This window comes from Pseudomonas protegens CHA0 (assembly GCF_000397205.1).
Taxonomy (GTDB): Bacteria; Pseudomonadota; Gammaproteobacteria; order Pseudomonadales; family Pseudomonadaceae; genus Aquipseudomonas; species Aquipseudomonas protegens.
Genome location: NC_021237.1, coordinates 3068006 through 3093114, shown reverse-complemented (window position 1 = coordinate 3093114; position 25109 = coordinate 3068006). Strand labels below are relative to the sequence as shown.

21 protein-coding genes are annotated in these 25109 nt (G+C 66.3%); 8 read left to right on the top strand and 13 right to left on the bottom strand.

The genetic code is table 11. The annotated features are described in order from the left end of the window. Positions 1 to 79: 79 nt before the first annotated feature. The 8 genes from PFLCHA0_RS14095 to gspG form a co-directional block, all read right to left on the bottom strand. Positions 80 to 1258 (bottom strand): substrate-binding domain-containing protein, encoded by a 1179-nt coding sequence (locus PFLCHA0_RS14095; protein WP_015635437.1) that lies wholly within the window; start codon positions 1256 to 1258, stop codon positions 80 to 82. A gap of 542 nt (positions 1259 to 1800) precedes the next feature. Continuing rightward, complete coding sequence (gspF, locus tag PFLCHA0_RS14090) at positions 1801 to 3012, bottom strand: type II secretion system inner membrane protein GspF (protein WP_011061051.1); 1212 nt, start codon at positions 3010 to 3012, stop codon at positions 1801 to 1803. Beyond that, a complete protein-coding gene (gene gspE, locus PFLCHA0_RS14085) occupies positions 3012 to 4433 on the bottom strand; it encodes a type II secretion system ATPase GspE (RefSeq protein WP_015635436.1) in 1422 nt (473 codons plus the stop codon). Before gspE ends, gspF begins: the two co-directional genes overlap by 1 nt. A gap of 220 nt (positions 4434 to 4653) precedes the next feature. After that, positions 4654 to 7038, bottom strand: a complete 2385-nt coding sequence (gene gspD, locus PFLCHA0_RS14080) for a type II secretion system secretin GspD (RefSeq protein ID WP_015635435.1) — start codon at positions 7036 to 7038, stop codon at positions 4654 to 4656. Then, positions 7035 to 7601, bottom strand: coding sequence for a type II secretion system protein GspM (gspM, locus tag PFLCHA0_RS14075; protein ID WP_015635434.1), 567 nt, complete (start codon positions 7599 to 7601; stop codon positions 7035 to 7037). The genes gspD and gspM overlap by 4 nt, the downstream gene beginning before the upstream one ends. Beyond that, on the bottom strand, positions 7594 to 8808 hold the full coding sequence (gene gspL / locus PFLCHA0_RS14070) for a type II secretion system protein GspL (RefSeq protein WP_015635433.1): 1215 nt from the start codon (positions 8806 to 8808) through the stop codon (positions 7594 to 7596). Before gspL ends, gspM begins: the two co-directional genes overlap by 8 nt. After that, positions 8805 to 9785, bottom strand: coding sequence for a type II secretion system minor pseudopilin GspK (gene gspK / locus PFLCHA0_RS14065; RefSeq protein WP_015635432.1), 981 nt, complete (start codon positions 9783 to 9785; stop codon positions 8805 to 8807). The genes gspL and gspK overlap by 4 nt, the downstream gene beginning before the upstream one ends. Positions 9786 to 9793: 8 nt before the next feature. Further along, on the bottom strand, positions 9794 to 10243 hold the full coding sequence (gene gspG, locus PFLCHA0_RS14060) for a type II secretion system major pseudopilin GspG (RefSeq protein ID WP_011061045.1): 450 nt from the start codon (positions 10241 to 10243) through the stop codon (positions 9794 to 9796). A gap of 148 nt (positions 10244 to 10391) precedes the next feature. On the opposite strand from gspG, the gene gspI reads away from it, so the two are divergent. Next, positions 10392 to 10778, top strand: coding sequence for a type II secretion system minor pseudopilin GspI (gene gspI, locus PFLCHA0_RS14055; RefSeq protein ID WP_011061044.1), 387 nt, complete (start codon positions 10392 to 10394; stop codon positions 10776 to 10778). Between the two features lie 3 nt (positions 10779 to 10781). On the opposite strand, the gene PFLCHA0_RS14050 is transcribed toward gspI, so the two are convergent. Continuing rightward, complete coding sequence (locus tag PFLCHA0_RS14050; RefSeq protein ID WP_011061043.1) at positions 10782 to 11210, bottom strand: type II secretion system protein N; 429 nt, start codon at positions 11208 to 11210, stop codon at positions 10782 to 10784. 130 nt (positions 11211 to 11340) lie between these two features. Here PFLCHA0_RS14050 and PFLCHA0_RS14045 point away from each other — a divergent pair, with 130 nt between their 5' ends. Then, positions 11341 to 11802, top strand: coding sequence for a GspH/FimT family pseudopilin (locus PFLCHA0_RS14045; RefSeq protein ID WP_011061042.1), 462 nt, complete (start codon positions 11341 to 11343; stop codon positions 11800 to 11802). Further along, positions 11799 to 12410 (top strand): type II secretion system minor pseudopilin GspJ, encoded by a 612-nt coding sequence (gene gspJ / locus PFLCHA0_RS14040; RefSeq protein WP_015635429.1) that lies wholly within the window; start codon positions 11799 to 11801, stop codon positions 12408 to 12410. Before PFLCHA0_RS14045 ends, gspJ begins: the two co-directional genes overlap by 4 nt. Before the next feature lie 126 nt (positions 12411 to 12536). On the opposite strand, the gene PFLCHA0_RS14035 is transcribed toward gspJ, so the two are convergent. The 3 genes from PFLCHA0_RS14035 to PFLCHA0_RS14025 are packed head-to-tail and all read right to left on the bottom strand — an operon-like array spanning position 12537 to position 14723. Then, positions 12537 to 13487: a FecR family protein gene (locus PFLCHA0_RS14035; RefSeq protein WP_015635428.1), complete on the bottom strand. Its 951-nt coding sequence runs from the start codon at positions 13485 to 13487 to the stop codon at positions 12537 to 12539. A 37-nt stretch (positions 13488 to 13524) separates the two neighbouring features. Further along, positions 13525 to 14070, bottom strand: coding sequence for an RNA polymerase sigma factor (locus PFLCHA0_RS14030; RefSeq protein WP_011061039.1), 546 nt, complete (start codon positions 14068 to 14070; stop codon positions 13525 to 13527). Continuing rightward, complete coding sequence (locus PFLCHA0_RS14025; protein WP_051167123.1) at positions 14067 to 14723, bottom strand: STN domain-containing protein; 657 nt, start codon at positions 14721 to 14723, stop codon at positions 14067 to 14069. Before PFLCHA0_RS14025 ends, PFLCHA0_RS14030 begins: the two co-directional genes overlap by 4 nt. A gap of 244 nt (positions 14724 to 14967) precedes the next feature. Between PFLCHA0_RS14025 and PFLCHA0_RS14020 the strand changes: the two genes are divergently transcribed. The 3 genes from PFLCHA0_RS14020 (at position 14968) to PFLCHA0_RS14010 (ending at position 18022) form a co-directional block, all read left to right on the top strand. Then, entirely contained in the window at positions 14968 to 15282 is a 315-nt protein-coding gene (locus tag PFLCHA0_RS14020) for a hypothetical protein (protein ID WP_011061037.1), read from the top strand. A gap of 286 nt (positions 15283 to 15568) precedes the next feature. Then, positions 15569 to 16933 (top strand): ArnT family glycosyltransferase, encoded by a 1365-nt coding sequence (locus PFLCHA0_RS14015; protein WP_015635426.1) that lies wholly within the window; start codon positions 15569 to 15571, stop codon positions 16931 to 16933. A gap of 366 nt (positions 16934 to 17299) precedes the next feature. After that, the gene (locus PFLCHA0_RS14010) at positions 17300 to 18022 is read left to right on the top strand and encodes an META and DUF4377 domain-containing protein (protein ID WP_015635425.1); all 723 of its coding nucleotides are present in this window, start codon (positions 17300 to 17302) and stop codon (positions 18020 to 18022) included. A 97-nt stretch (positions 18023 to 18119) separates the two neighbouring features. On the opposite strand, the gene PFLCHA0_RS14005 is transcribed toward PFLCHA0_RS14010, so the two are convergent. Continuing rightward, complete coding sequence (locus PFLCHA0_RS14005) at positions 18120 to 22979, bottom strand: NAD-glutamate dehydrogenase (RefSeq protein ID WP_041752212.1); 4860 nt, start codon at positions 22977 to 22979, stop codon at positions 18120 to 18122. 546 nt (positions 22980 to 23525) lie between these two features. Here PFLCHA0_RS14005 and PFLCHA0_RS14000 point away from each other — a divergent pair. Next, positions 23526 to 23882 (top strand): hypothetical protein, encoded by a 357-nt coding sequence (locus PFLCHA0_RS14000; RefSeq protein ID WP_015635423.1) that lies wholly within the window; start codon positions 23526 to 23528, stop codon positions 23880 to 23882. A 263-nt stretch (positions 23883 to 24145) separates the two neighbouring features. Beyond that, on the top strand, positions 24146 to 25105 hold the full coding sequence (locus PFLCHA0_RS13995) for an AAA family ATPase (protein ID WP_003218556.1): 960 nt from the start codon (positions 24146 to 24148) through the stop codon (positions 25103 to 25105). Positions 25106 to 25109: the final 4 nt, after the last annotated feature.

The window sequence follows — 25109 nt, the reverse complement described above, 5'->3', positions numbered from 1 at the left end:
CGTTGTGCCGAGCATGAAAAAAATCAGCAACGGTCGAAACCGTTGCTGATCCGGGTGCTGCAGGTATCGGACGCGAAAGTTACAGCGGACGGCCGATGGCGTTGCAGACGCTGGCGTTACCGATGCTCAGGCCGCTGGAGGCAGTGACGAACGAGTCACGTACTGCGGTTTTCCAGGCAGCTGGCAGAGGCACGAAGCGGTTGTTGTTGATGGCGGTGTCGTTGTTCACCAGGGCACCGTAGTGACGGCTGAAGAAAGCCCGTACTTGCGAAGTCTGGTTAGCGTCGGCGTAGCACTGGCTGAAGATCAGGTTGGTGAAGCCCAGGATTGGGTAACCGCTGGTTGGGTACAGGCGCAGGCTCTTGTCGCTTGGGTTGGCGTCGATGTTGGCCTGGGAAGTGAAGACAGGAACCCACAGGTTCTGGTCGCCACGAACAGTGGTATCAGGCACGGCAACCGCGGCGATAGCCGAGGAAACGTTGGCAGGCGCCGGGGAAACGCCAGCCACCTTGGCCACCTTGGTAGCGTCGTCCAGGCCGGCCAGGGTCGGCGCGGCGTAGTCCGGGCTCATGTAGGTGATGCGACCGTCGCCAGCGTTCAGCGCGTCCATGACGCCTTGGCTGGTAACAGCGGCAACCGCACCGGCAGGCAGGCCGCCGGAGTAGCTGGAAGCGAAGTTGGTGGTCACGGCGAAGGTGCCGGTCTCGGCGCACTTGGCGTTCAGGAAGCGGGTGAACAGCTCGGTGGTGCCGCTGCTTTCATTGCGGTAAACCACGGTGATGGCGCCGGTACGGCCCGAACCTGCAATCTGGCTCCAGTCGGAAACACGGCCCGAGAACACGCCGCACAGGTCGTTGACGCTCAGGTTAACGGCAGCAGTGCCGGCCTTGTTGAATGGAACGGCAACCGAAGTGGCTACCGAAGGCACCTGGATCAGCTTGCCCCAGGCCGCTTGGTGATTGTCTTGATAACCTTTGAGCTCTGCTGCGCTGAGCTTGGAATCGCTACCGGCCCAGTGCACGTTCTTGCCAGTGGTGCCGGCCACGAACTTGGTGTAGTCGTTGTTCAGGAAGGCAGCCTTGCCGTTGCCGCTGCCTACGCCGATGTAGGGAGCGAAGCCGGCGGTCAGTACGCCAGCGGTCTGGTACAGCGGTTGTGGCAGGGTTGCGCCACCGCCGTTGATATCAGCCATTGCAGCCTGTGCCGAGCACAGGGCAGCCAGGGTCAGGGATGCCGCGAGAACGTTGCGCTTAAACATGAAGAATCTCCTTTCGTCGTGTTCGTACGTTGGGTGAATAGCTCTTGCATGACGCCATGGCACTCGGGCCAGAAGCCTTGATCCAGACGGCTTGATGGGTGAGGCCATGGGGAGAGAAGTTCGCAGTTTCCGGTGACAGATAAAGGAAAAAACCTCGGGAGAAAGCAGCTGTTTTTGCAAAAGATTCTCGGGTGTTTGCCGGAGGTTTTCGCGCCTTTCCCGGGAAAATGACCGCCAGGTTGCCGGGGCTGGAAGCGGCATTGCCCTGCAAGCGCCGAGGGGGCTGGCCACCGGGTCTGAACATGACAGAACGAGGAACCCGAGGTTGGCCCGTTGCCCGGTCGGGAGTGAGGCAGGCGGCGCGAAATTTTATGGCTGCCCTGCCCTGTGCTTCGGACCACCGCTTCGCTCTCGTAGGAGCCGGCTTGCCGGCGAAGAGGCCCGCCAGCCTTGCATCGCCGCTGCCGACGCCTTCGCTGGCAAGCCAGCGCCTACGGACCGGGCCAGACCGGGCCGGACCGGGTCAGGTCGGGTTGTGCGGTTCAGGTGACCAGTTGGTTGATCTCGATGATCGGCAGCAGTACCGCCATCACGATCACCAGCACCACACCGCCCATCACCACGATCATCAAGGGTTCGAGCAAGGCGGTCATGCCCATGGCCCGACGCTCGATATCCCGCGACAGGGTCTGCGCCGCCCGTTCCAGCATCGGCGGCAAGGCGCCGGTCTTCTCGCCGCTGGCGATCAGGTGGATCAGCACCGGCGGAAAGACTTTCTCCACCCGCAGCGCCGCCGCCAGGTTGGCGCCTTCGCGCACCTTGGCCGTGGCCTCGCTCACGCTCTGGCTCAGGCGGTCGTTGGACAGGGTCTGGCGCGCCGCTTCCAGGGCCCGCAACAAAGGCACCCCGGCGCTGCCGAGGATCGCCAGGGTCGAGGCAAAACGCGCGGTGTTCAGCCCCAGGACAAAGCGCCCGATCAGCGGCAGGCGCAGGATCCGGCTGTGCCAGTTCAAGCGCGCCCGGGGGTTGCGCAGGTACACCCGCCAGCCCCAGAACCCGGCGACCATGGCGGCAAAGCACAGGCCGCCCCAGGCACGGATGAAATCACTGGCATTGAGCATGGCCAGGGTCAGCCCCGGCAGGTCCTGGCGCGCCTGGGAGAAGGCACTGACCACCTGAGGCACCACATAGCTGAGCAGGAAGATCACGATGCCGATGGACACCAGCCCCACCACCCCCGGGTAGATAAAGGCGGTGAGGATCTTGCCCCGCAGGCCGTTGCGCTCTTCGATGTAGTCCGCCAGCCGCTCCATGACCTGGGCCAGGTCGCCGGACTCTTCGCCGGCGGCAATCAGCGCCCGGTAGATCTCCGGAAAATCCCTGGGCCGCGCCGCCAGGGCCTCGGCCAGGCGCATGCCGCTGCGCACATCCGCGCGCACCGCGCTCAGGGTCTGGGCGATGTGCTTGCGCTCGGCCTGCTCCACCGTGGCGCTCAGCGCGGCCTCCAGCGGCAGGCTGGCCCCCAGCAGGCTGGCCAGCTGGCGGGTGGCCCAGGCCAGGTCGTTGTCCGAGAGCCTGGGGCGCAGCAGCCCCCCTGCTCCGCCGTCGCCGCCGTTGCCATCGAGCTGTACCAGCAAGGCGGTCAGGCCGCGGCTGCGCAGGCTGGCGAAGGCCGCACCCTGGCTGTCGGCTTCCAGGTGCCCGGATTCGATCTTGCCGAGGGCGTCGGCGGCTTCATAGCGATAGCGATTCATCAGGCGTCCCGTGTCACACGCAGGATTTCTTCCGGCGCGGTGGCGCCGCTGCGCACCCAGCGTTCGCCGTCTTCGCGCATGCTGAACATCCCGGCCCGGCGCGCGGCGGCACGCAGGGCCTGCTCCTCGGCGCCCTGGTGGATCAGGCTGCGCACATCGTCATCGATGCAGAACAGCTCATGGATCCCGGTTCGCCCGCTGTAGCCGATGTGGTTGCAGGCCGGGCAGCCCACCGGGCGCCAGGTGCCGGGGTTGGCCGGGTCCTGCTCCTTGCACTGGCTGCACAGGCGCCGCACCAGGCGCTGGGCCAGCACCCCGAGCATCGACGAGGCCAGGAGAAACGGCTCCACCCCCATGTCGATCAGGCGGTTGACCGCCGATACCGCGTCGTTGGTGTGCAGGGTCGCCAGCACCAGGTGCCCGGTGAGCGAGGCCTGGACCGCGATCTGCGCGGTCTCCAGGTCGCGGATCTCGCCGATCATGATGATGTCCGGGTCCTGGCGCAGGATCGCCCGCAGGGCCAGGGCGAAGGTCATGTCGATCTTGGCGTTGACCTGGATCTGGCTGATGCCCGGCAGGTCGTATTCCACCGGGTCCTCGACGGTGAGGATATTGCTGGTGCTGGCATCCAGCCGGGCCAGGGCCGCGTAGAGGCTGGTGGTCTTGCCGCTGCCGGTGGGCCCGGTGACCAGGACGATGCCGTGGGGCTGGCGGATCAGGGTATCCAGGCGCGCCAGGAGGTCCGGGTCCATGCCCAGGGTCTCCAGTTGCAGGCGCCCGGCCTGCTTGTCCAGCAGGCGCATCACCACCCGCTCGCCATGCCCGGTGGGCACCGTGGACACACGGATATCGATGGGCCGCCCGGCCACCCGCAGGGCGATGCGCCCGTCCTGGGGCAGGCGTTTTTCGGCGATGTCCAGCTGGGCCATGATCTTGATCCGCGACACCAGCGCGCCGTGCAGCGCCTTGCGTGGCGACACCACGTCGCGCAGGGTGCCGTCGACCCGGTAGCGCACCACCGAATGGGTCTCGAAGGGTTCGATATGGATATCGCTGGCCTCGTCCCGCGCGGCCTGGGTGAGCAAGGCGTTGATCATGCGGATCACCGGGGCGCCGTCCTGGGTGTCCAGCAGGTCGGTGATTTCCGGCATGTCCTGCATCAGGCGGTCCAGGTCCACCTCGTTCTCCGCCGCCCCGACCACCGCTGCTGCGCTGCCGGTGTCGGCGTAGGCGGTGGCCAGCAGGCCGTCGAGTTCCTCGTCGCGAATCCGCTCCAGGCGCGCCGGGCCGAACTGGCGGCGGGCTTCGCTGATGGACCAGCCAGGCGTCGAGGGGCACACCAGCAGCACCGCGCCCTGCTCGGTGTGGCGCAGGAGGATGCGCTGGGACTTGGCCCAGGCGTAGGGCAACTGGGTGGTCATGGCTGTGGCTCCTTGTGGGGTGCGGCGCCATTGCGTGGGCTGCCACGGTGAAACCCGCGATGCCCGCCGGCCTGGAAATGAATGGGGGCATCCCCCATAAGGCGCCGGTTTGCCAGCGCAGGCGCCAGCAAGATCAGCGCCCGATCCACGGGCCGCTTCGCCGGCAAGCCGGTGCCTACGAAGGGCTTGGCAGCCCGGATTTGGGGCCCCTTTGCCCCGTTCATTGCACCGGCACCGCGCGAATCGGCGCCCGCGGCGTCTGCGGTACGCCCTGCAGGGACACCGGCACTGCCCCGGGGATCGCCTTGCTCGCCGCCGGCAGTTGCGGCGCCTGGATATCCGGCATCACCCAACTGCGCTCCGGCTGCAACTGGCCCTGTACCCGGCGCATGAAGTCATAGCGATTGAGGGTAATGCTGCGCCCCGCGCCACTGTCGCGAATGATATAGGGCCGCAGGAACACCATCAGGTTGGTCTTGGTCACGCTGCGCTTGTCGTTGCGAAACAGCACCCCGAGCCCGGGGATGTTCGACAGCCACGGCACTGCGTCGTTGCTCTGGCTGTAGCCGTCCTGCAGCAGGCCGCCGAGCACCATGATCTGCCCGTCATCCAGCAGGATGCTGGTGTCGATCGCCCGCTTGTTGGTCACGGTGCCGGCGTCCACCGAAGCCCGCTGGTCGACGCTGCTGACCTCCTGGTAGATATCCAGCTTCACCGTGCCGCCTTCGGAGATCTGCGGCCGCACATTGAGCTTCAGGCCCACCTCTTCACGCTGCACGGTCTGGAACGGGTTGTTGCTGGTGCCGCCACCGCCGGTCACATAGCTGCCGGTGACGAAGGGAATGGTCTGGCCGACGAAGATGCTCGCCGCCTCGTTGTCCAGGGTCAACAGGTTGGGCGTCGACAACACGTTGGTGCCGCCCTTGCTCTTCAGGGCCCGGGCCAGGACCTTGAGGTCCAGCACCTTGCCGATCCCCGGGATGTCCACCGTGCCGTTGACCACGCCGACGTTCAGGCCCTTGGGCAACACGTCGATGCTGGTCTTGCTCGCCGGCGTGCCCACCAGCCCGCTGCCGCCGAGGTTGACCCCGCCAAAGCCGCCGCGCCCGGCGAGATTGCCGGCCTGCCACTGCACGCCGAACTCGCTGGCATCGTCTTCGCTGACTTCGACGATCAGGCTCTCGATCACCACCTGGGCGCGACGCTGGTCGAGCTGGTCGATGACCTCCCGCAGGTTGCGGTACAGCGGGTCCGGCGCCGAGATCAGCAAGGTGTTGGTGGTGGCATCGGCCTGGATGGTCACGCCACCGGCACTGAAGGCGGTGTTCTGGTCATTCTGCTGGCCCGTGCCGCCCTGGCCGGCGCTGCTGCCCTGGCCGTAGGCACCACTGCCGCTGCTGCTGTTGTTGAGGTTGCCACTGGCGGTGGGCGTGCCGCTGCTGTTCTGGCTCGCTCCCTGGGCGCCCTGGCTGTTGCCGCCCATGCCGCTGAGCATGGCCCGGGCGCCGTCGCTGCCGGCGCTGTCGCTTTCCCCGGTGAGCAGCCCGCGCAGGGCCTGGGCCAGCTTGCCGGCCTGGGCGTTGCGCAGGTACACCACGTGCAGGTTGCTGGGGTTGCTCTGGGCGTTGTCCAGTTTGTAGATCAGGTTGCGCGCCAGTTCGGTGCGCTCCGGACTGCCGGCGCGGATGATGATGGAGTTGGAGCGCGGGTCGCCGATCACGCTGATCTTCTGGGTCTGGTCGGCGCCCTGGGTTTCCAGCAGTTCGGCGACCATGGTGGCGATGTCCACGGCGATGCCGTTCTGCACCGCCACCACATCGGTGTCGATGGCGCTCGGGGTGTCGATGCCGTTGATGATCTGCGCCACCCGCTGCAGGTTCTCCGCGTAGTCGGTGACCACGATGGTGTTGTTGCCCGGGTAGGCATTGATCGGGTTGTTCGGCGAGACGATGGGCCGCAGCACCGGAATCAGGTTCACCGCATTTTCATATTGCAGGCGGAAGGTGCGGGTCAGCATGCCGTTGCCCGCCGGCTTGTCGGCGCTGTAGATCGGCCCGCCCAGCAGCTTGGCGTCGGCTTCGGGCACCACCTGGGCCACCCCGCCCACGTCCACCACGGAGAAACCCTGCATGCGCAGGGCCGCCAGCAGCATGTCGTAGGCCTGGTGCGCCGGCACCTGGCCTTCGCTGACCAGGGTCAGGTTGCCCTTGACCCGTGGGTCCACCAGGAACTGCTGGCCGGTGGAACGGGACAGCGCGCGCACCACCGCCTGGATATCGGCGTCGACGAAGTTCAGTTGCACCGGCTGGTCCCCCAGAGGACTGCGCGGCACGCTGGTGCTGCGCGACGTGCCCTGGGCGCGGCTGCTGCTGGTCACCGGGTGCAGGACTTTCGGCCGTTGCGCCTGTTGCGCCTGCAAGCGCTCGCGGTCCGCCAGCAGATCGCCGCTGCGCCGGGTGTCGGCCAGGGGCTGGCCCAGCTCGCTGTCCACCAGCAAGGGCGGCGGCGTGGTGGAGGTGGTGTTGCTGCAAGCCCCCAGCGCCAGCAGCAGAAAAGGTGCGGCCTTGCGACACTGGCGCACGTAGTTGGAACCTGACCACTTCATGAAGCTTCCTTAGCGCCCTGCGCCTGATCCATGCGAACGGTCCCGGACAGTGTGCCTGCCGAGTCTTGGGCGGCGGCCGCGTCTGCGCGTTGCAGACGAGCCTCCACCACCTGCAGTGAAAACTGCCGGGGAGCCCCCAGCAGCCAGCCGACCACGGCATCCGCCGGGGCCTGCTCAAAGGTCAACCGCCAGCTCTCGGGGCCGGCTTGATCCGCGTGTTGCAACTGGTAGCGGCCCTGGAGCCCGGCCGCATCCAGGGCCTGGCGCAGGGCCTGTTCCAGGCTTTCGCCCGGGGCATTGCGAGGGCCTGCCGCGACCTCGTGCAGCAGCACTTCCAGGGCCTCGGCCTGGGAGCGCAGCTTGGGTGTCTCGGCTTGCCAGTAGTCGATCTTCTTCAGCGGCGGCTGGATCAGCAGCAACCACAGCAACAGCCCCAGCAACCCCAGGGCAGTGGCCCCCAGCAAGCGCTTTTCCCGCAGGGCCAGGCCGTTCCAGTGGCCCAGGGCCTGGGCCCGCAGGCGCGACCAGCGCGCCCGATACGGCGCCAGCATGGCCTTATTCATTGTCTTCTCCCGTTGCCTCGGCTGTGCTCTCTTCGGCTGGAGCCTGCCCCGGGGCCAGGCTCCAGCCATTGCCCTGGGCCTGGACGCTGTAGCCGGCCTGGATCAGGGCCCCCTGCCAGGCGCTGTCGGCGGTTTTCGGGGTGTCTGGCAACAATTGGAGCTGCAAGCGCTGCCCGGAAAACTCCAGGCTTTGCACGCTGCCCACCATGAACGGCATGGCCAGCCCCGCCTGGGCCAGCAGGTGGGCGAAGCCCTGGCTCGGGTCCACCGCAGCGCCGCTCTGGCGCGCCGCCAGTTGCTGGCGAGCCTGTTGCAGCGGGTTGAGCACCACCGGCAATTCGGGGAATACCTGCTTCACCCGCTGGCTCATCTGCGCCTTGAGCCGCTGCCCCTGCTCTGCCTCGCGGGCGGCGTACAGGTTCAGGCCCAGCACCCAGACCGCCACCGCCAGGGCACAGCAGCCCAGGGCCCGGCCCCAGCCCTGGGGGGCGCGGGTGCCGGCCAGCGCGCCGCTGTGCAGGCCCCAGGAAGGCGGCGTGCCGCTCCAGCGCAATTGCGCCGGCAGGGATTCTGGCGCTGGCAATGGTTGCCCCGGCAGCGCTGGCACTTCGCCGATCCAGCACAGCTCGCTGGCGCTGGCGCGCAACTGCTCCAGGGTCTCGGCCACCAGGGGCTGCACGCTGCCCTGGGTGGTGCTCTGGCGCACCAGCAACTGTTCGTCCAGCAGGCACAGGTTGACCTGCCCCGGGGGCGGCACCGGCAAGGCGTAGGGCGCCGGGTACAGGCCGGCGAGCTTCAACCCGGCCTGCTCCAGCAGCCGCCCCAGGGCCTGCAGGCGTTCCCGGGGCAGCCAGCTCAGCGCCACCTGGCCCTCTGCATCGCGGGGGCCGTGGGCCACATGCATCTGTTCACTGGGGCCGAGGATCAGCGCCTGGGCAGCGCAGGCCACCGCGGCCTTGATCCGCGCAGCGGGCAATTGCGGCAATGGGATCTGGGTCAGCAGGCTGTCCAGTGGGTGCAGGAAACACTCCACTGCGGGCGGCTTGTCACCCTTGCCCGGCAACCCCAGCTGGCCCAGGGCACAGCAACCGGTATCCGTGACCCGCCCGCCGCGATCGAGCCTTGCAAAATCCACTCGGCACTGCTGCGGCTGCTCGGTGCCGAGCAACAAATCCAGGGGCGGCAGGCCGATGCGCAGGCGGCTCATGCGCCCACCCGCGACCAGATCACCTGGGGCATGCGGTCCTCGGGACGGTGCAGCAGCGCTTGCAGGCTGACCCGGCGCCGATCACGGCGGGCCTGGCCCTGAAGCAGGAACCACTCGCTGGTGATGCCGACCTTGATCTGGTCCACCTGCAACTGCGGCAAGCGCAGGCGATTGACGAAATCGCCACGGTTGATGAACCAGTGCCCGGCGTCACGCTCGGCCACCAGGGCCCGGGCCCGGGACAGATCCAGGCCCGGCACCGCCGCCACCAGCACCTCGGCGCTGGCGGTGTTGCCGTTGATCCAGGTATTGCCCGGCAGGATGCTCACGTACGGCTCCAGGCGCGCCAGCAGTTCCGGGGTCACGCCCTCAAGGCCCAGCAAGTCGTCCAGGCTGCGCAGCATCGGCTGCCTGGGCGCCAGGGTCTGCGCCGCAGCGCCTGCCGAGGTCTGGCGACCGCTGTTGAAACTGCCATGGCTGCTGGTGGCGGCTGGCGCCTGCAGGCGCTGGGGGTAGGAAGCGATCACCCGCTGGCTGATACGCCGGCCCAGGGCGCCGTCGATGCCGATCAGTTGGCACAACTGCTGGAAGCTCTGCAGTTGCCCCGCATCCACCTGCTGGTTGAACACCAGGTTGCGCAGGTTGAACTTGCCCTGCAGGTCTTGCAGGTGGCCCTGGAACCCGGCGTTGAATCCACCCAGGGCCTGGTCGCCGATGGGCCGCGCCCAGGCCTGGTCGAGGCGTGTCAACACATCACGCTGGCGCGCGTCCCAGAGCAGTTGCCGGCTGTATTCCAGGCCGCCCTGAAGCACCCCGGCAGCGACGATCCGCGCCTGTTCGGCTTCCACCGCACGGGTGAAAGAGGTTTGCCGGGTAAGCATGCCCCCGGCGATCACCGCCACCACCGCGGCGATCAGCAAGGCGCTGATGATGGCCATGCCACGCTGCTTCGCCGCACTGGGCGAATGGGCTTTCACGACCGGCCCTATAGTTGCCAGGAGCCGATATCGGCATTCACGCCGTCGCCGTCGGGCTGGCCATCGGCGCCGAGGGAAAACACATCCACTTCGCCGTTGGCACCGGGGTTGAGGTAGTGATACGGGCGGCCCCAGGGGTCATTGGGCAGACGTTCCAGGTAGGAGCGCCAGTTGCTGTCCTTGGCATTGGCCGGGCGCTCCACCAGCACCTTCAGGCCCTGGTTCATGTTCGGGTAGCTGCCGTGGTCCAGGCGATAGAGCTTGAGGGCCTGCATGAGCCCGGCGATGTCCTGCCTGGCCGCCGTGGCCCGTGCCTGGTCCGGGCGATCCAGGACCTTGGGCACCACCATGGCTGCCAGGATCCCGAGGATCACCACCACGACCATGATCTCGATCAGGGTGAAGCCACGCTGGCCGCGCAGGCCTCGGGGCGGGGATGTTACAGGCGCGATATCCATCTCGACATTCCTTGGCGTAAGTTCGATTCGTCGCGCAGTGTTGCAAGAAGATATGTCAGTGGTATTGAAAAACCTCGGGAGTTTCGGTCGCCATTCGGTCAAGCCCGCAGGCTAGTCTGCGAGGCTGTTTCCCGGTCTCGAGCGGCCCATGCAAGCCCTGCGCAAACAAGCTGGTTTCACCCTGATCGAAGTGCTGGTGGCCCTGGCCATCATTGCCGTGGCGATGGCTGCGGCGGTGCGCGTGGCGGGCCTGATGACCCAGAGCAATGGCCTGCTGCGGGACAAATCCCTGGCCTTGCTGGCGGCCCAGAGCCGGGTCGCCGAAGTGCGCCTGGAAGGCCGCCTGAACAGCGGCGTGAAGAACCTCGACTGCGACCAGGGACGGCTCAAGCTGCGCTGCGAAACCCGCATCGCCCCGGGCAGTGCGCCGGGGCTGGTGCGGGTGCAGGTGCAAGTCAGCGACCGCAGCCGCGAGGCGCCGCCGCTTGCGCGCCTGGAAACCCTGGTCAGCCGGCCGCAGGTACAACGCCAGTGAGGCCTAGCGGGTCAACCGCGGCAGCTCCGGTGAGTCCGGCAGCTTGCTGACCTTGATCCGCGACTGCTCGGCGCCGCGCTCGATCAGCACGCCGTCGGCCTCGATCGCAGCCAGGCGCACACCCTGGGTCAGGGTTTCCCCGGCCAGGAAGCTGCGCGGCGGGCCATCGTTCAGATGCAGGATCGCCACCGCGCCACGTGCCCCGGCCATGACCCCGGACACCTTGATCTGCACCTGGGCCGGCTGGTTGGCAAACCACTGCAGGGCCGGGTTGTCGGAACGCGCGGCCAGCACCTGGGGCGCCACCGCCGGGGTCTGGGATTCGGCCGGGGTCAGCAGCAGCGACGACCAGGTGGCGACCCCACCCAGGGCCGCCAGCAAGGCCGCGTACTGCAGCAGTCGAGGGGCATCAAGGCGCGGGGCGAATGACATGGCACGTAGCATCGGGGGGACCTCCTGTTTGTCCGTGCCCCCAGCCTACCGCTCAATTCTCACGGTTTTATTTCACCGGACGATCATCTGCGTCTGGCAGGCTGGTCCGAGGGCCAAGGAGTGCAATCCGATGCAGGCAGGCAAGCAACAAGGCTTCACCCTGATCGAGCTGATGGTGGTGCTGGTGATCATCGGCATTGCCAGCGCGGCCGTGGGCCTGAGCATCAAGCCCGACCCGCTGCAACTGCTGCGCAAGGACGCCGAGCGCCTGGCGCAACTGCTGCAAGTGGCCCAGGCCGAAGCCCGCGCCGATGGTCGGCCGATCACCTGGCGAGCCACGGCCAAGGGCTTTGCCTTCAGCCGCCACAGCGAATCCGGAGGCGGCATCGATGACTTGCGTGGCGACCCCCAACTGCGCCCCCGGGCCTGGGAAACCCCGGCGCTGCAAGTGCGCATCGAACCCAGGCAGCGCCTGGTATTGAACGCCGAATGGATCAACCCGCCGCTGCGCCTGGTGTTGTCCGACGGCCAGCACAGCCTGAGCCTGGAACGCAGCGCCGCCGGCCAACTGCGGGTGGTGACCCAGCCATGAAGCGTCGGCAGCAGGGGTTCACCCTGATCGAAGTGATGGTGGCGATCATGCTGATGGCGGTGGTCAGCCTGATTGCCTGGCGCGGCCTGGACAGCGTCACCCGGGCCGACAGCCATCTCAAGGCCAGCACCGAACAGACCGAAGAACTGCTGCGCACCCTCAACCAGCTGGAACGTGACGTGGCCCTGCGTGCCGGCACCCAGCTGCGCGAGCCGGCCCTGGGCGACAGCGAAGAAGCCGAGCCCGACAGCCCGGCCCCGCTGAGCGTGCGCAGCTCCGACAGCAAGGGCTTTCGCCTGGAGGTGATACGCAGCGCCGCCACCCCGGGGGATGGCCTGCAACGGGTGCGCTGGTGGCTCAAGGGCGACACCCTGTACCGCGCCGTGGCCGAGCCCCGCGACCGCTACCCTTTGCCCGCGCCGCGCGACGGCGTGGCGGTGCTGAACCGGGTCAGCGACCTGCAAGTACGGGTCTGGGATGCCGACAAAGGCTGGCGCCAGCTCAGCGGCAACCGCCAGGACAGCCCCCTGGGCCTGGAGATCCGCCTGGTGCGCCAGACGCCCCAGGGCGAAGAGCGCTACCGGCAAGTGCTGGGGCCGTTGCAATAACCCTCTCCCGTAGGAGCCGGCTTGCCGGCGAACCGCGTAGCGGCCAGGCCCTGAGAATTCGGCAAATAGCGCCGGCCCCTTCGCTGGCAAGCCAGCTCCTAAAGGGGGCTGTTGGTGTTTCGCGGATCAGCTCAGGAGCACCACGCCGCCAGGCAGTTCGGTGCACTTGGCGCCGTAGGCGTCGCGGATCAGCAAGGCCACGCCAGCCAGCTGGTTGAGGTTGAAACGCGCCTGGACCTTGCGCTTGCCCAGTTCGGCATTGAGCAGCACCAGCATCCCCGGGCGGTAGCGGTTGATCTCGCTGATCACCGTGTTGAGGCTGGCGTTGTCGAACACCAGGACCTGTTCGCGCCAGGCGATCACGCTGTGGATGTCCACCACCTGGGGCTCGCCGATGCTGCGCGGGTCGTAGGTCAGCTGGCGGCCGCTGTCCAGGCCAATGCTGCGCCCGGCCACGTCCACTTGCAGGCTGCCTTCGATGCAGGTGACGCACACCTGGTGGTCGGTGTTGCGCAGGTTGAAGCGCGCCTGACGCGCGCTGAGCCAGCCCTCGCCGGCCTGGACCTTGAGCGGCTGCAGGCGCTGGCTGAAGACTTCCACTTCGCCTTCCAGCAGTTCGATGCCCTGCTCGCCCGCACCCAGGTCACGCCGGCTGATGCGGGTCTGGGTGTTGAGCTCCAGGCTCACGCCCTCGGCCAGATCCACCCGGCGCTGTTCGCCGACTTCGGTGGCAAAGTCGGCGGTCAATCCGGCAAAGCCGCCCGGCACCGTGAGCCGCACCATGAACAGCGCCGCCGAGGCCGCCAGGGCGCCGCCAAGAAAGGCCCGGCGGCCAAAGTGCCGCGGCCGCGCTTGCTGCTCCAGCAGCGCCGCTGCCGGTTGCAGGCAATGCCACAGGGCCTTGGTCTGCTCGAAGGCGGCCGCGTGCTGCGGGCTTTGCCCGCACCATTGGCGCAGCGCCCGGGCATCGGCGGCGGTGGCCCGCCCCGACGTCAGAAGGACCAGCCAGTCCCGGGCTTCGCTCAGCAACTGCTGGTCCGCCGAGGCCTGGGGTGTGGAGATGCTAAAAATGTTCAAGCGCGCAGGTACTCACGGATTGATCAGGGCTCTTTGTCTAGGACGGTTTTCCGGCCCCGGGACCGAACCGCTGAATGACTTTTCTTTCCAGGCGCAGGGCGCAATGGCCGAGGGCTGCCTTGAGTTCCTTCTCCACCATCCGTGTGGAAATGCCGAAGCGCTGGGAAATTTCCAGGTGCGGCGCCTCTTCCAGGCGCGCGGCAATGAAGATCTTGCGGCGCCGCGCCGGGAGTTCGTAGAGGGCCTTGAGCAGGGTCTGGATTTCCTTCTGGCCACCCACCACCCGCGAGGGGTCCTGGGCTTCGTCGGCGATCTGCAACAGCTCCTCGACCTCATCGCCGGTGAGCAGGCGGGCATCGGACTGGCGCCGGTCGGCGGCAATGTTCAGCGCCATGCGGTACAGGTAGGCATTGGGTTGCGCCAGGTTCGGCGGCTCTTCCATGCGGTCGACCCGCAGGTAGGTTTCGTGCAGGACGTCGTTGGCCAGGTCCTCGGACCCCAGGCGCCTGCGCAAGCGCACCCGAAAATCCTCGTAGGACGTCAGGAACAGCCTGACCATCGCACTGTGTCCGGTATTTTTCATACCCCGGAAGCTCCTTCCCATTCCTTGCAGTCCATGCGTTTCCCTGTCGTGTCCGGTATCAAGAGTAAGGTCAGCGGCTGGCGCAACGAGCTCGGTGCCTGGCGCTCGACCCGGGTCTGGGCCAGGCGCTGCACCAGCGCCTCATCCCGTTGCAGGTCGCCGGTGGAACTCACCAGGCGGCTGTGTTGCACCGCTCCGTCGCCGCCGATCCACAGTTGCAGCAGGGCGCGAAAGCTCCCCGGCCGAGTCAGCGCCGAGCCGCACAGGCTGCGTTCCACCGCCCGTTGCAGGGCGCTGGCGTAGCTGCTGTTGAGCCGCGCCGCACGACTGCCCGCCGCGCCAGGCTGCACGGCCGGCTGTGTGGCCTGCGGCACCTGCAGGGTGAAAGCATCGCTGCGGGCGTAGCGGGCCATCAGGCCACTGCCGGCCAACAACCGGCTCAGGCCTTCCCGGGCGCTGTAGTGACCGTTGATCCCCACCGAGCGCCGGCCCCGGGTCAGCTCCCGGTCCACCAGCACCGCCATCCCGGTGGCGCGGCTGAACAGCTCCAGGGCATCCGCCAGGTTCTGCGCCGGTATCTCCAGTGCCAGCAGGGCCTGTGAATCCACCCGCGGCGGCCCGCCGGGAGTGCCCTGGGCCCAGCCCGCCGGCATCCACAGCAGCAACCCGAGCGCCACCACACAGGTCGCCAAGCCCCCGTGCAATGAAGTCCATCGCCCGACCTGCGCTCTGCGTCGCTGCACTGCGGTCCAATCCCTGAAAAGCGTCATCCTGAGGCCAGTTTATGAATCTGGTGTTACGGCCACGGCAAAAAAACCATCACTTTTTCAGGCCGGGCTTTGCACTACACTCGGCCGGCATCGAAGCCCGATTCCCCGGGCCAGCCAGGAGGCCAGGATGAAACGATTAAGCCGATACAGCGCAGCCCTGTGGCTGCTCAGCGCCCTGCCCTGGACGCTGCATGCCGAAGAAGCCAGCGAGGGCTGTGTGGAAGTCAGCGTCGGCGGCTACAAGGCCCCCGACTACAACTGCCTGAGCAAACAGATGGGCAACAACCCGGACGCAGTGAAGGCGGCCCAGGCCAACCAGCAGGCCCTGGAGGACCCGGTGAACAAGCGCCCACCGAACCAGGTCGGGCTCTCAACGCCGGCGGCCACCGGCGTGCGCATGGGCAACACCTTCGGCACCTCGGTCAAGCCGCAACGGCCCTGAACGGCGCCGTGGGCGGCCGATTGCCGGGCCGCTACCCGCCACCGGGCCCGTCCCAGGGCCCGCCTGGACAGCGGCGAAGGCAGCGGGCGACGGTCGCCCCGTGGCCAATCGCGCACTGCGCCGCGCCCCCTTGATCAGCCCCTGCCCGTATACCGGGCGTTAACCCCGGGCGCGCTAGATTGCCGAGCCTTGAACCCCGGTGCCGGCAACGGCCCCGAACACGGCGCGTGGATGGCGTTCGCCTGCCGGCCACCCTATCATTGGTGTTTTTTTGCGTGTTGGACGCATGGAAGACTATAAAAAGCTGATCCTGCAGCGCCCCTGCCAAAGCATTTTCCTGATTGCCCTCGCGCTGTTCATGGCGCTGCAGTACAAACCGGCAGTCCTCAACTACACCACGCGCTTCGTCGACTTTGCCGACTACATGCTGCAGCACGGCATGACGCTGTTCCCCATTGCCGACGATCTGCAGCCCTACCCCGACTACACCATCGCCAACACGGTGCTGGTCTATCTGGCGTCGCTGCCCTTCGGCCAGCTGTCCGTACTGTCGATGGGCCTGCCCTTCTGCATCGCTGCGTCGCTGATGCTGGTGTTCATCTACAAGCTGGGGGCCCTGCATGAGCGCAAATGGGGCCTGTGCGGCGTGCTCTTTGCGCTGTTCACCTGGGCCTTCGTGGATAGCGTCAACTCCCTGGCCCTGGACATCTACCCCGCCCTGATCACCGCGGGCTGCTTCTACCTGGCCTACTCCGCCGACCTCAAGCAGCAGCGCGGACGCCTGGCGCTGGTGTTCCTCGGCCTGATCCTGGGCTTTGCCCTGCGCGGGCCGATCGGCATGATCGGCCCGGCACTGGTGGTCGGCAGCTATTACCTGCTGAGCCGGCAGTGGCGAACCCTGGTCGGGTTCTCGCTGGTGAGCGGCCTGCTGTTCGCCGCCGGGGTCGCACTACTGGCCTGGGCCGCCCACGTGCAGGGCGGCGATGCCTTCATGCAGCAAGTGCTGGAGATGCAGGGCCTGGGCCGGATCGCCAGCGATCACTCGCCGCGCTACTACTTCTACTTCAGCGCCGGGCTGATCACCTACAGCTTCACGGCGTTCTACGCCCTTTGCGTGATGGCCAGGAGCGGCCGCCAGTGGCTCGGCGCCCCGTCGCTGTCGGCGCCGCGCCTGCTGCTGCACCTGGGCGCCTGGTTCGTGGTGCTGATTGTGTTCTTCACCATCCCCAACTCGAAGAAGGCGCGTTACGTGCTGTCCATCACCCCGGCCATTTCCCTGCTGGCGGCCTATATCTTCATCGACCCCAACGGCCTGTTCAGCGCGACCCGCAGACGCCTGCTGCGCCTGTGCCTGAACCTGCCGGCCATCGGCGCGTTCCTGGCGCTGCTGGTGCTGGGCTACAACAGCTTTGCCGCCCGGCCCCTGCAGCCCGACTTCGCCGGGGTGTTTTCAAGCTTTGCCCTGCTCAGCGGCGTGCGCTACTGGATCGGCCGGCAGTACACCGGGCACCGGCATTACGAGGTCATCGTCCTGGCATTCGGCGTGGCGGCCTTTCTCTTGCTGGATGGGTTCTTCTTCAACGCCATCACCTATCATCTGGAACTGGCCAAAGAACCCACTCCCAAATTCCTGCCTTACTGGTTCTGGTAAGGCGGGCGTCCACACCTGGCCCGCAGCGCCCGGCCGGAAGCAGGCAACGGCGCTCACCGGCAGCGTGCAAGATTTGGTAACACTCCCGGGCACCCCCGACGATGAAACCGAACTGGCACAGTGCTGTCACATCGCAATCGGTAACGGCGGAGGTCGCCCTGCGGCGGCTTGCGGCCCACGCAGCACTGGCCCGACGACCTCACCGCCACAGGTTACCGGCCTGGGCCTGCCCCCCATGCGGCAGGCCATACTCCATCAAGGCTGAAAGAGCGAACCATGAAGCAAAACATCCTCCTCGTATCCGTCTGTGCCGCCCTGCTCCAGGCCTGCACCCCGGCTTCCACCACCCCTGAAGGATCTTCTTCCATGCCCGCCAGCACTGCCTCCGTCAGCGCCCAGCCTGCGCTGTCCGCCTACTACTGGCAGCTGGTTGCGGCCCGCGATGCGGCGGGCAAGCCCGTCGCCGCCCTGGACAAGGGCATCGAGCGCCAGCTGCGCCTGACCTTCGCCGGGCAGAACCTGAGCATCAGCGGCGGCTGCAACCGCCAGTTCGGCGGCTTCCAGCATGAAAATGGCGTGCTCAAGGTACAGCCACTGGCCGCCACCCTGATGGCCTGCGAGCCGAAACTGATGGCCCTGGACGCACAAATCGCCAACCTGCTCAAGGGCGACCTGCGCACCACCTTCGGCGGCGACCAGTCGACCCCGACCCTGCAACTGGCCACCCAGGACGGCACCCTGCTCACGTTCGAAGGCCAGCCCACCCCGGAAACCCGCTACGGCAGCCAGGGCCAGACCCGCTTCCTGGAAGTGGCGGCCAAGACCGTCAAGTGCAGCCACCCGCTGATCCCCGACTTCCAGTGCCTGCAAGTACGTGAGCGCCGCTACGACGACGCCGGCCTGCAACTGCCGACCCAGGACACCTGGCACCCGCTGTACCAGTCCATCGAGGGCTACGAGCACCAGGACGGCGTGCGCAATGTGCTGCGGGTCAAGCAGTACGAGTGGAAGAATGCACCCGCCGATGCCCCGTCCAGCGTCTATGTGCTGGACATGGTGGTCGAGCAGGACGCCTCGGCGGCCCACTGAGCCGAGCCACCCGCCAACCGGTACAAACCGGCAGGCAATAAAAAAGCCCCGTATCGCAAGATACGGGGCTTTTTTGGTTCCGGGCGGGGTCAGGCCGTTACAGCACCGACTGACCGCTCATGGCCAGGTCCAGCAACTCGCGGTTGGCCACCGCATACATGGCGTAGTCGGTGCCGCTGGCGGCACGGATTTCCACCATCATGGCGCGCCAGCGATCGGCCATGCTCGCGTTCTGCTCCAGCCACAGAGCCACACGGGCCTCCATGTCATCCGGCGCATCGGCCATCTGCAGGACCTTGATGGTGATCGCCCGCTGCTGCCAGTCCACGTCATCGCGGAAGGCTTCGCGCGCCGCCGCCTGCCAGTTGTTGGCCACCGGCAGATCGCTGATCTGCTGCAGGTACCACGGCAGGTCGAGGGCACTGCCGACGGCGAAGTAGGCCTTGGCCACTTCCGCCGCATCGTGTCCGGTCACATCAGCGGCCTCGATGATCGGCAGCAGGGTGTACAGGTGGGTAGTGCCTGCAACCATGCGCGCCAGCAACTCCGGCACACCGGCTTCGACATAGGCGGTGTAACGGGCTTGCCAGCCCTCGCGGGTCGGGCCTTCGAGCAGCTCGTCGAGCTTCAGGCCCAGCGCCGCCAGGTGCGGACCGAAGTGCGCAACGTCACGCGCCGCATCCTGCTCGTTGCGCCGGCTGCGCAGGAACCAGCGGGTGGCACGACGGCCCAGGCGCATCAGCTCGTCCATCAACGCCAGTTGCACTTCAGCCGAAACCTGGTGGTCCAGGGCTTCGATCTGACGGAACCAGTGCGGGAGGTGGAAGATGTCCCGCACGATCACATAGGCACCGGCGACGTTCGCCGGGCTCATGCCGGTGGACTCCTTCAGGCGCTGCACGAAGGTGATGCCCATGTGGTTGACCAGGTCGTTGGCGATCTGGGTGCTGACGATCTCGCGCTTGAGACGATGGCGACGCATGGCCTCGGAGAACTTGGCCACCAGGCTTGGCGGGAACGCGGTCTCCATGTCACGGGTCAGGTAGTCGTCATCCGGTACCAGGGACTTGAGCAGGGCTTCCTTGAGGTCGATCTTGCTGTAGGAAATCAGCACCGACAGTTCCGGACGGGTCAGGCCCTTGCCGGTGGCGGCGCGCTCGGTGAGCTGCTCCTCGGTCGGCAGGTACTCGATGGCGCGGTCCAGCTTGCCACGGCCTTCCAGGTCGCTCATCAGGCGCTTGTACTCGGCGGCACGCTCGTAGGCACGGCGCGCAGCCAGGGACAGGGCCTGGGTCTGCTTGTAGTTGTTGCCCAGCACCAGGCCGCCGACTTCGTCGGTCATGCTCGCCAGCAGCTGGTTGCGCTGCTTGTCGGTCATGTCACCGGCCTGCACCACTTCGTTGAGCAGGATCTTGATGTTCACTTCGTGGTCGGAGCAGTCCACGCCACCGGCGTTGTCGATGAAGTCGGTGTTGGAACCGCCGCCATTGAGGCCGAACTCCACACGACCCAGCTGGGTCATGCCCAGGTTGCCGCCCTCGCCCACCACCTTGCAGCGCAGCTCGTTACCGTTGACGCGCAGGGCGTCGTTGGCCTTGTCGCCGACATCGGCGTGGCTCTCGGTGCTGGCCTTGACGTAGGTGCCGATACCACCGTTCCACAGCAGGTCCACCGGCGCCTTGAGCAAGGCGTTGAGCAGCTCGGTCGGGGTCAGCTTGTCGGCCTGGATGTCGAAGCGCTCTTTCATCTGCGGCGAGATGGCGATGCTCTTGGCGCTACGCGAGAAGATACCGCCGCCTTCGGACATGATGCTGGTGTCGTAGTCGCTCCAGGCCGAACGCGGCAGCGCGAACATGCGCTGGCGCTCGACGAAGCTGGTGGCCGGATCCGGGTTCGGGTCGATGAAGATGTGCAGGTGGTTGAACGCCGCCACCAGTTGCAGCTTGTCGGACATCAGCAAGCCGTTGCCGAACACGTCGCCGGCCATGTCGCCGACGCCGACCACGGTGATGCTGTCTTCCTGGACATTGATGCCGCGCTCGCGGAAGTGGCGCTGCACGCCAACCCACGCGCCCTTGGCGGTGATGCCCATCTTCTTGTGGTCGTAACCGGCCGAACCACCGGAGGCGAAGGCGTCACCCAGCCAGAAGCCGTAGTCGATGGCAATGCCGTTGGCGATGTCGGAGAAGGTCGCAGTGCCCTTGTCCGCCGCGACCACCAGGTAGGGGTCATCGTCGTCATGGCGCACGACGTTGGCCGGCGGCACCAGGGCGCCGTCCTTCAGGTTGTCGGTGATGTCCAGCAGGCCGGAGATGAAGATGCGGTAGCAGGCGATGCCCTCGGCCGCGATCTCGTCCCGGCTGCCGCCCAGTGGCAGGCGACGGGGCAGGAAGCCGCCCTTGGCGCCCACCGGCACGATCACCGAGTTCTTCACTTGCTGAGCTTTGACCAGGCCCAGGACTTCGGTGCGGAAGTCTTCTTCACGGTCGGACCAGCGCAGGCCGCCACGGGCAACGTTGCCGAAGCGCAGGTGCACGCCTTCGACACGCGGCGAGTAGACGAAGATTTCGAACTTGGGCACCGGTTTCGGCAGCTCTGGGATCGCGTGCGGGTTGAACTTGAAGCTGAAGTACGACTTGTTCTGGCCGTTGGCGTCGGTCTGGTAGAAGTTGGTGCGCAGGGTGGCCTTGATCAGGTCCAGGTAGCGCCGCAGGATGCGGTCTTCGTTGAGCACCTGTACGTCGTCCAGGGCGGTGAGGATCGCCTGCTCCAGACGCTGCTGCTTGTCTTCCAGGTCGTCGCTGGTGAGCTTGCGCGCCAGGTAGAAGCGGGTCTTGAACAACCGGGTCAACTCGCGGGCGATGTCGGTGTGGTTGTTCAGGGTGCTGGCGATGTAGCCCAGGTCGAAGCCCAGGCGGATCTGCTTCAGGTAGCGGGCGTAGGCACGCAGCAGCGCCACGTCGCGCCATGGCAGGCCGGCGGTCAGCACCAGGCGGTTGAAGGCATCGTTCTCGGCATCGCCACGCACGATATGGACGAAGGCGTCCTGCAGCGTGTCGTTGAGCTGCTGGATATCCAGGTCCAGGCCTTCGGCGGCGGTGAAGGCGAAGTCGTGGATCCAGAACTCACGGCCATTGTTGTGACGCAGGCGGTACGGGAATTCGCCCAGCACGCGCAGGCCGAGGTTTTCCAGGATCGGCAGCACGTCGGACAGCGCCAGCGGGGTGTCGGCGTGGTACAGCTTGCAGTGCAGCTCGCGCTGGCCGGAGACCTGGCCCAGGGGCTGGTAGAAGCTCATCACCAGCGGGTTGGCTTCGGTGAGGCTCAGCAGGTGCTGCATGTCCACCACCGCCGAATGGGCAGCGAAGCGCTCGCGGTAGCCGGCCGGGAAGCCTTTGGGGAAGTCCGCCAGCACGTTGGTGCCGTGGGCTTCGCCGAAGCTTTCCACCACCAGGCTGGCGTAGTCGTCCTGCCAGCTGCGGCAGGCCTGCACCACTTCTTTTTCCAGCAGCAGCGGATCGATGTCGATGCGCTGCTTCGGGTCCACCCGCAGGATCAACTGCACGCGGGCCAGTACCGACTCGGAGAAGAAGGTCCAGAACTCGCAGTCGGTGGCTTGCAGGCGATCCATCAGCACTTGCTGGATCTTCTGCCGCACTTCGGTGGAATAGATGTCGCGCGGCACGTAGGCCAGGCAGTAGCAGAAGCGGCCGTACGGGTCTTTGCGCAGGAACACGCGGATCTTGTTGCGTTCCTGGATCTGCACGATGGACATCACGGTGCTGAACAGCTCGTCCACCGGGGTCTGGAACAGATCATCGCGAGGCAGTACCTCCAGCACCTGGGCCAGTTCCTTGCCCAGGTGCGCCTTGGCCTGGAAGCCCGAGCGCTGCTCGATGGCTTCGACCTTGCGGCGGATGTAAGGGATCACCCGCACGCTCTCGCCGTACACCGAAGAGGTGTACAGGCCCATGAAGCGGCATTCCTTGATGACCTTGCCGTCGGCATCGATCTGGCGGATCGAGACGAAATCCGGGTAGGCCGGACGGTGCACACGGCTCGGGTGCGCGGCCTTGGCGAAGGACAGCGGCGTCGGTTCGCGCAGGTAGTTGACGGCGTAGTCTTCGATGCGCAGGTCATCGCTGGTGAGGCCGGCGCGCAGCAGCTTGGCCAGACCGAGGAAGGAGCTCGGGTCATATTCGATATGCCCGCCGTCCTGGTCGGCGCCGACCACGAATTCTTCATAACCGAGGAAGGTGAAGTGGTTGCCCACCAGCCATTCGAGGAAGCTCTTGATCTCGGTCTTTTCTTCGGCGGCGATCGGGAACTGGCTGTTGTCGATGCTCTGGATCAGTTCCTGGACCTTGGCCTTCATCGGCTCGAAGTCGGCCACGGCGACCCGCACTTCGCCCAGTACCTGTTCCAACTCCTTGCCCAGCACGCTGAGTTCGGCGGCATTGGCGCAACGGTCGATCTCCAGGTACATCAGCGACTCTTGCTGGATGCCTTCGCCCTGGGTGCCCTTGGGCAGGATTTCCAGCAGCTCGCCCTTGCTGCCACGACGTACGCTGAGCACGGTGGTCTGCAGGGTGTGGATGCTGTAGCCGCGACGGTTGAGCTCGGTGCGTACCGAGTCCACCAAAAACGGCAGGTCGTGGTGCAGGACTTCCACAGCAGTGTGGGTCGACTGCCAGCCATGGCGTTCGTAATCGGGGTTGTAGACGCGGACCTGCGGTTGCCCGTGGTCGAAGCGCTCAAGCAGGCGCCAGGCAGAAAGGGTGCAGCCCGCCAGGTCGGACATGCGACGCTGGGTGAGTTCGTCCAGGGAAATGATGCCGAAGAATTGTTCAGCGAACAGCGCCACTTGTGGCAGTGCCTGTTCACTGATGTGCTGCGCCAGTGCCGCTTGCAGTTGGTGCTGGAAGTCGGCTTTGCTGGCTGCGGTGAAGAACGCCATCTGTGGTACTCCGCTTGGGCTTGTTATTGATGGAAGCGTCGCGTGCAAACCCCTCGCGGGGCGGTGCTGCATCCTGCTCCTGGTCTCGGGCAGAGGTAGCAGGATGACAGGTGGGTGAAGCTGGACGAGACGCACAGGTCACATTCACCTTCCGGGATGGGCATCTGCAAAAACGACTGACGCTTGCCGGGAAACCGAGCGCAATGCCTTTACAGGTGACCATCGCAAATCAGACGCAACCTATTGCACTAAGAACAAATTGTCCGCTGCGCAGCTTAACGAGTGCGATGTGACAGCTGCTTGCGATGCTGCGACATATTCGGTCAACGGCACGCAGCAGAACGCTCACGCTTTGAGCAACACTAGCAGCCGCGGTGGAAAAACCGGTTTTTTTCCCCGGATTCACGGTACTTGCGTACCAAAAGTGACTGCCGCAGCGATTGTGTTCACGACCTGTTCTCTGACAGACAAGCCAGCAGAAATTCCATCGGGCTGGCAGAATTGTTTCCTTTCTGCCCGCCCGGCCACTCTCTCAGGAATGCCCCCATGCACATGACCACCGCCCACCTGATCGCCAACCCCTGCGACGACGAAGAAGACAACATGGCCATGCTCTGCTGCCACAGCAGCCAGGGCGAGATGTTTCTGATGAGCCGCTACCCGGACGAAGACGAACTGGAGATCACCCTCGACGGCGAGCCCTCGACCCTCGATGGCGTCAAGGTGACCCTGAGCCCCACCACCCTGCTGATCGAAATCGCCGCGGCCGACGCCGACGCCCTGAACGGCGCCGACCACCTGGAGATCCGCCACAGCACCGCTGCCTCGGACCTGGCCGAAGTGGAGGAAACCCTGCAGAACATCCTCAAGGGCACCGGCACCTACATCAGCCAGTTGTCCTGACCCGCCGCCCTTCCCGGTAGGAGCTGGCTTGCCAGCGAAGGCGTCTTCGGCCCCGCCGCAAACCCTGCCGGCCTCTTCGCCGGCAAGCCGGCTCCTACCGGGGGCGCGCGTGGTGCTGAATAAAACACGGATTTTTTTTCGACTAATTCGCCAAATCAGGTTTTCCCCGTTAGTCGCCGACCCCCGCTATGGATTAAAGTATCGCCCCCAGCCCCGACGTTCCCTCAACGCCCGGGGCGCACCCTCTCCAGGAACAGTCACCGATGGAACATCGTGAAGCGCTTTTGGCGCTGCGAACCTTTCTTTCAACGCAGATTCTCGGCCAGGAAAAACTCATCGAGCGCTTGCTCATCGCCCTGCTCGCCGACGGCCACATGCTGGTCGAGGGCGCTCCGGGGCTGGCCAAGACCAAGGCCATCAAGGAGTTGGCCGAAGGCATTGAAGCGCAATTCCATCGGATCCAGTTCACCCCCGACCTGCTGCCCGCCGACATCACCGGCACCGAGATCTATCGCCCGGAAACCGGCAGCTTCGTGTTCCAGCAAGGCCCGATCTTCCACAACCTGGTGCTGGCGGACGAGATCAACCGCGCTCCGGCCAAGGTCCAGTCGGCCCTGCTCGAAGCCATGGCCGAGCGCCAGGTCAGCGTCGGACGCAGCACCTATGAACTGTCGCCGCTGTTCCTGGTGATGGCGACCCAGAACCCCATCGAGCAGGAAGGCACCTACCCGCTGCCCGAAGCCCAGCTCGACCGCTTCCTGATGCACGTCAAGATCGGCTTCCCGGACGCCGCCGTGGAGCGGCGGATCCTCCAGCAGGCCCGCGGCGAAGCCCTGAACGGCGAGACCAAGCCCGAGCGCCGGGTCAGCCAGCAGGCGATCTTTGCCGCACGCAAGGAAATCCTCGGCCTGTACATGGCCGATGCGGTGGAGGAATACCTGGTGCAACTGGTGATGGCCACCCGCACCCCGGCCAAGTTCGACCCGGAGATGGCCGAGTGGATCGCCTACGGCGCCAGCCCCCGCGGTTCCATCGCCCTGGACCGCTGCGCCCGGGCCCACGCCTGGCTCGCCGGCCGCGACTTCGTCAGCCCCGAAGACATCCAGGCGGTGCTGTTCGACGTACTGCGCCACCGCATCATCCTGTCCTTCGAGGCTGAAGCGGCCGGTATCGACCAGGACCGTGTGGTACAGCGCATCCTCGACGTCGTTGCCGTCGCCTGAAGCC

Excerpts from the sequence above, each read along its gene's own strand:
- PFLCHA0_RS14095 (WP_015635437.1), bottom strand. The coding sequence starts at position 1,258 with ATGTTTAAGCGCAACGTTCTCGCGGCATCCCTGACCCTGGCTGCCCTG.
- gspF (WP_011061051.1), bottom strand. The coding sequence starts at position 3,012 with ATGAATCGCTATCGCTATGAAGCCGCCGACGCCCTCGGCAAGATCGAA.
- gspE (WP_015635436.1), bottom strand. The coding sequence starts at position 4,433 with ATGACCACCCAGTTGCCCTACGCCTGGGCCAAGTCCCAGCGCATCCTC.
- gspD (WP_015635435.1), bottom strand. The coding sequence starts at position 7,038 with ATGAAGTGGTCAGGTTCCAACTACGTGCGCCAGTGTCGCAAGGCCGCA.
- gspM (WP_015635434.1), bottom strand. The coding sequence starts at position 7,601 with ATGAATAAGGCCATGCTGGCGCCGTATCGGGCGCGCTGGTCGCGCCTG.
- gspL (WP_015635433.1), bottom strand. The coding sequence starts at position 8,808 with ATGAGCCGCCTGCGCATCGGCCTGCCGCCCCTGGATTTGTTGCTCGGC.
- gspG (WP_011061045.1), bottom strand. The coding sequence starts at position 10,243 with ATGGATATCGCGCCTGTAACATCCCCGCCCCGAGGCCTGCGCGGCCAG.
- gspI (WP_011061044.1), top strand. The coding sequence starts at position 10,392 with ATGCAAGCCCTGCGCAAACAAGCTGGTTTCACCCTGATCGAAGTGCTG.
- PFLCHA0_RS14050 (WP_011061043.1), bottom strand. The coding sequence starts at position 11,210 with ATGTCATTCGCCCCGCGCCTTGATGCCCCTCGACTGCTGCAGTACGCG.
- PFLCHA0_RS14045 (WP_011061042.1), top strand. The coding sequence starts at position 11,341 with ATGCAGGCAGGCAAGCAACAAGGCTTCACCCTGATCGAGCTGATGGTG.
- gspJ (WP_015635429.1), top strand. The coding sequence starts at position 11,799 with ATGAAGCGTCGGCAGCAGGGGTTCACCCTGATCGAAGTGATGGTGGCG.
- PFLCHA0_RS14030 (WP_011061039.1), bottom strand. The coding sequence starts at position 14,070 with ATGAAAAATACCGGACACAGTGCGATGGTCAGGCTGTTCCTGACGTCC.
- PFLCHA0_RS14025 (WP_051167123.1), bottom strand. The coding sequence starts at position 14,723 with ATGCCGGCGGGCTGGGCCCAGGGCACTCCCGGCGGGCCGCCGCGGGTG.
- PFLCHA0_RS14020 (WP_011061037.1), top strand. The coding sequence starts at position 14,968 with ATGAAACGATTAAGCCGATACAGCGCAGCCCTGTGGCTGCTCAGCGCC.
- PFLCHA0_RS14015 (WP_015635426.1), top strand. The coding sequence starts at position 15,569 with ATGGAAGACTATAAAAAGCTGATCCTGCAGCGCCCCTGCCAAAGCATT.
- PFLCHA0_RS14010 (WP_015635425.1), top strand. The coding sequence starts at position 17,300 with ATGCCCGCCAGCACTGCCTCCGTCAGCGCCCAGCCTGCGCTGTCCGCC.
- PFLCHA0_RS14005 (WP_041752212.1), bottom strand. The coding sequence starts at position 22,979 with ATGGCGTTCTTCACCGCAGCCAGCAAAGCCGACTTCCAGCACCAACTG.
- PFLCHA0_RS14000 (WP_015635423.1), top strand. The coding sequence starts at position 23,526 with ATGCACATGACCACCGCCCACCTGATCGCCAACCCCTGCGACGACGAA.
- PFLCHA0_RS13995 (WP_003218556.1), top strand. The coding sequence starts at position 24,146 with ATGGAACATCGTGAAGCGCTTTTGGCGCTGCGAACCTTTCTTTCAACG.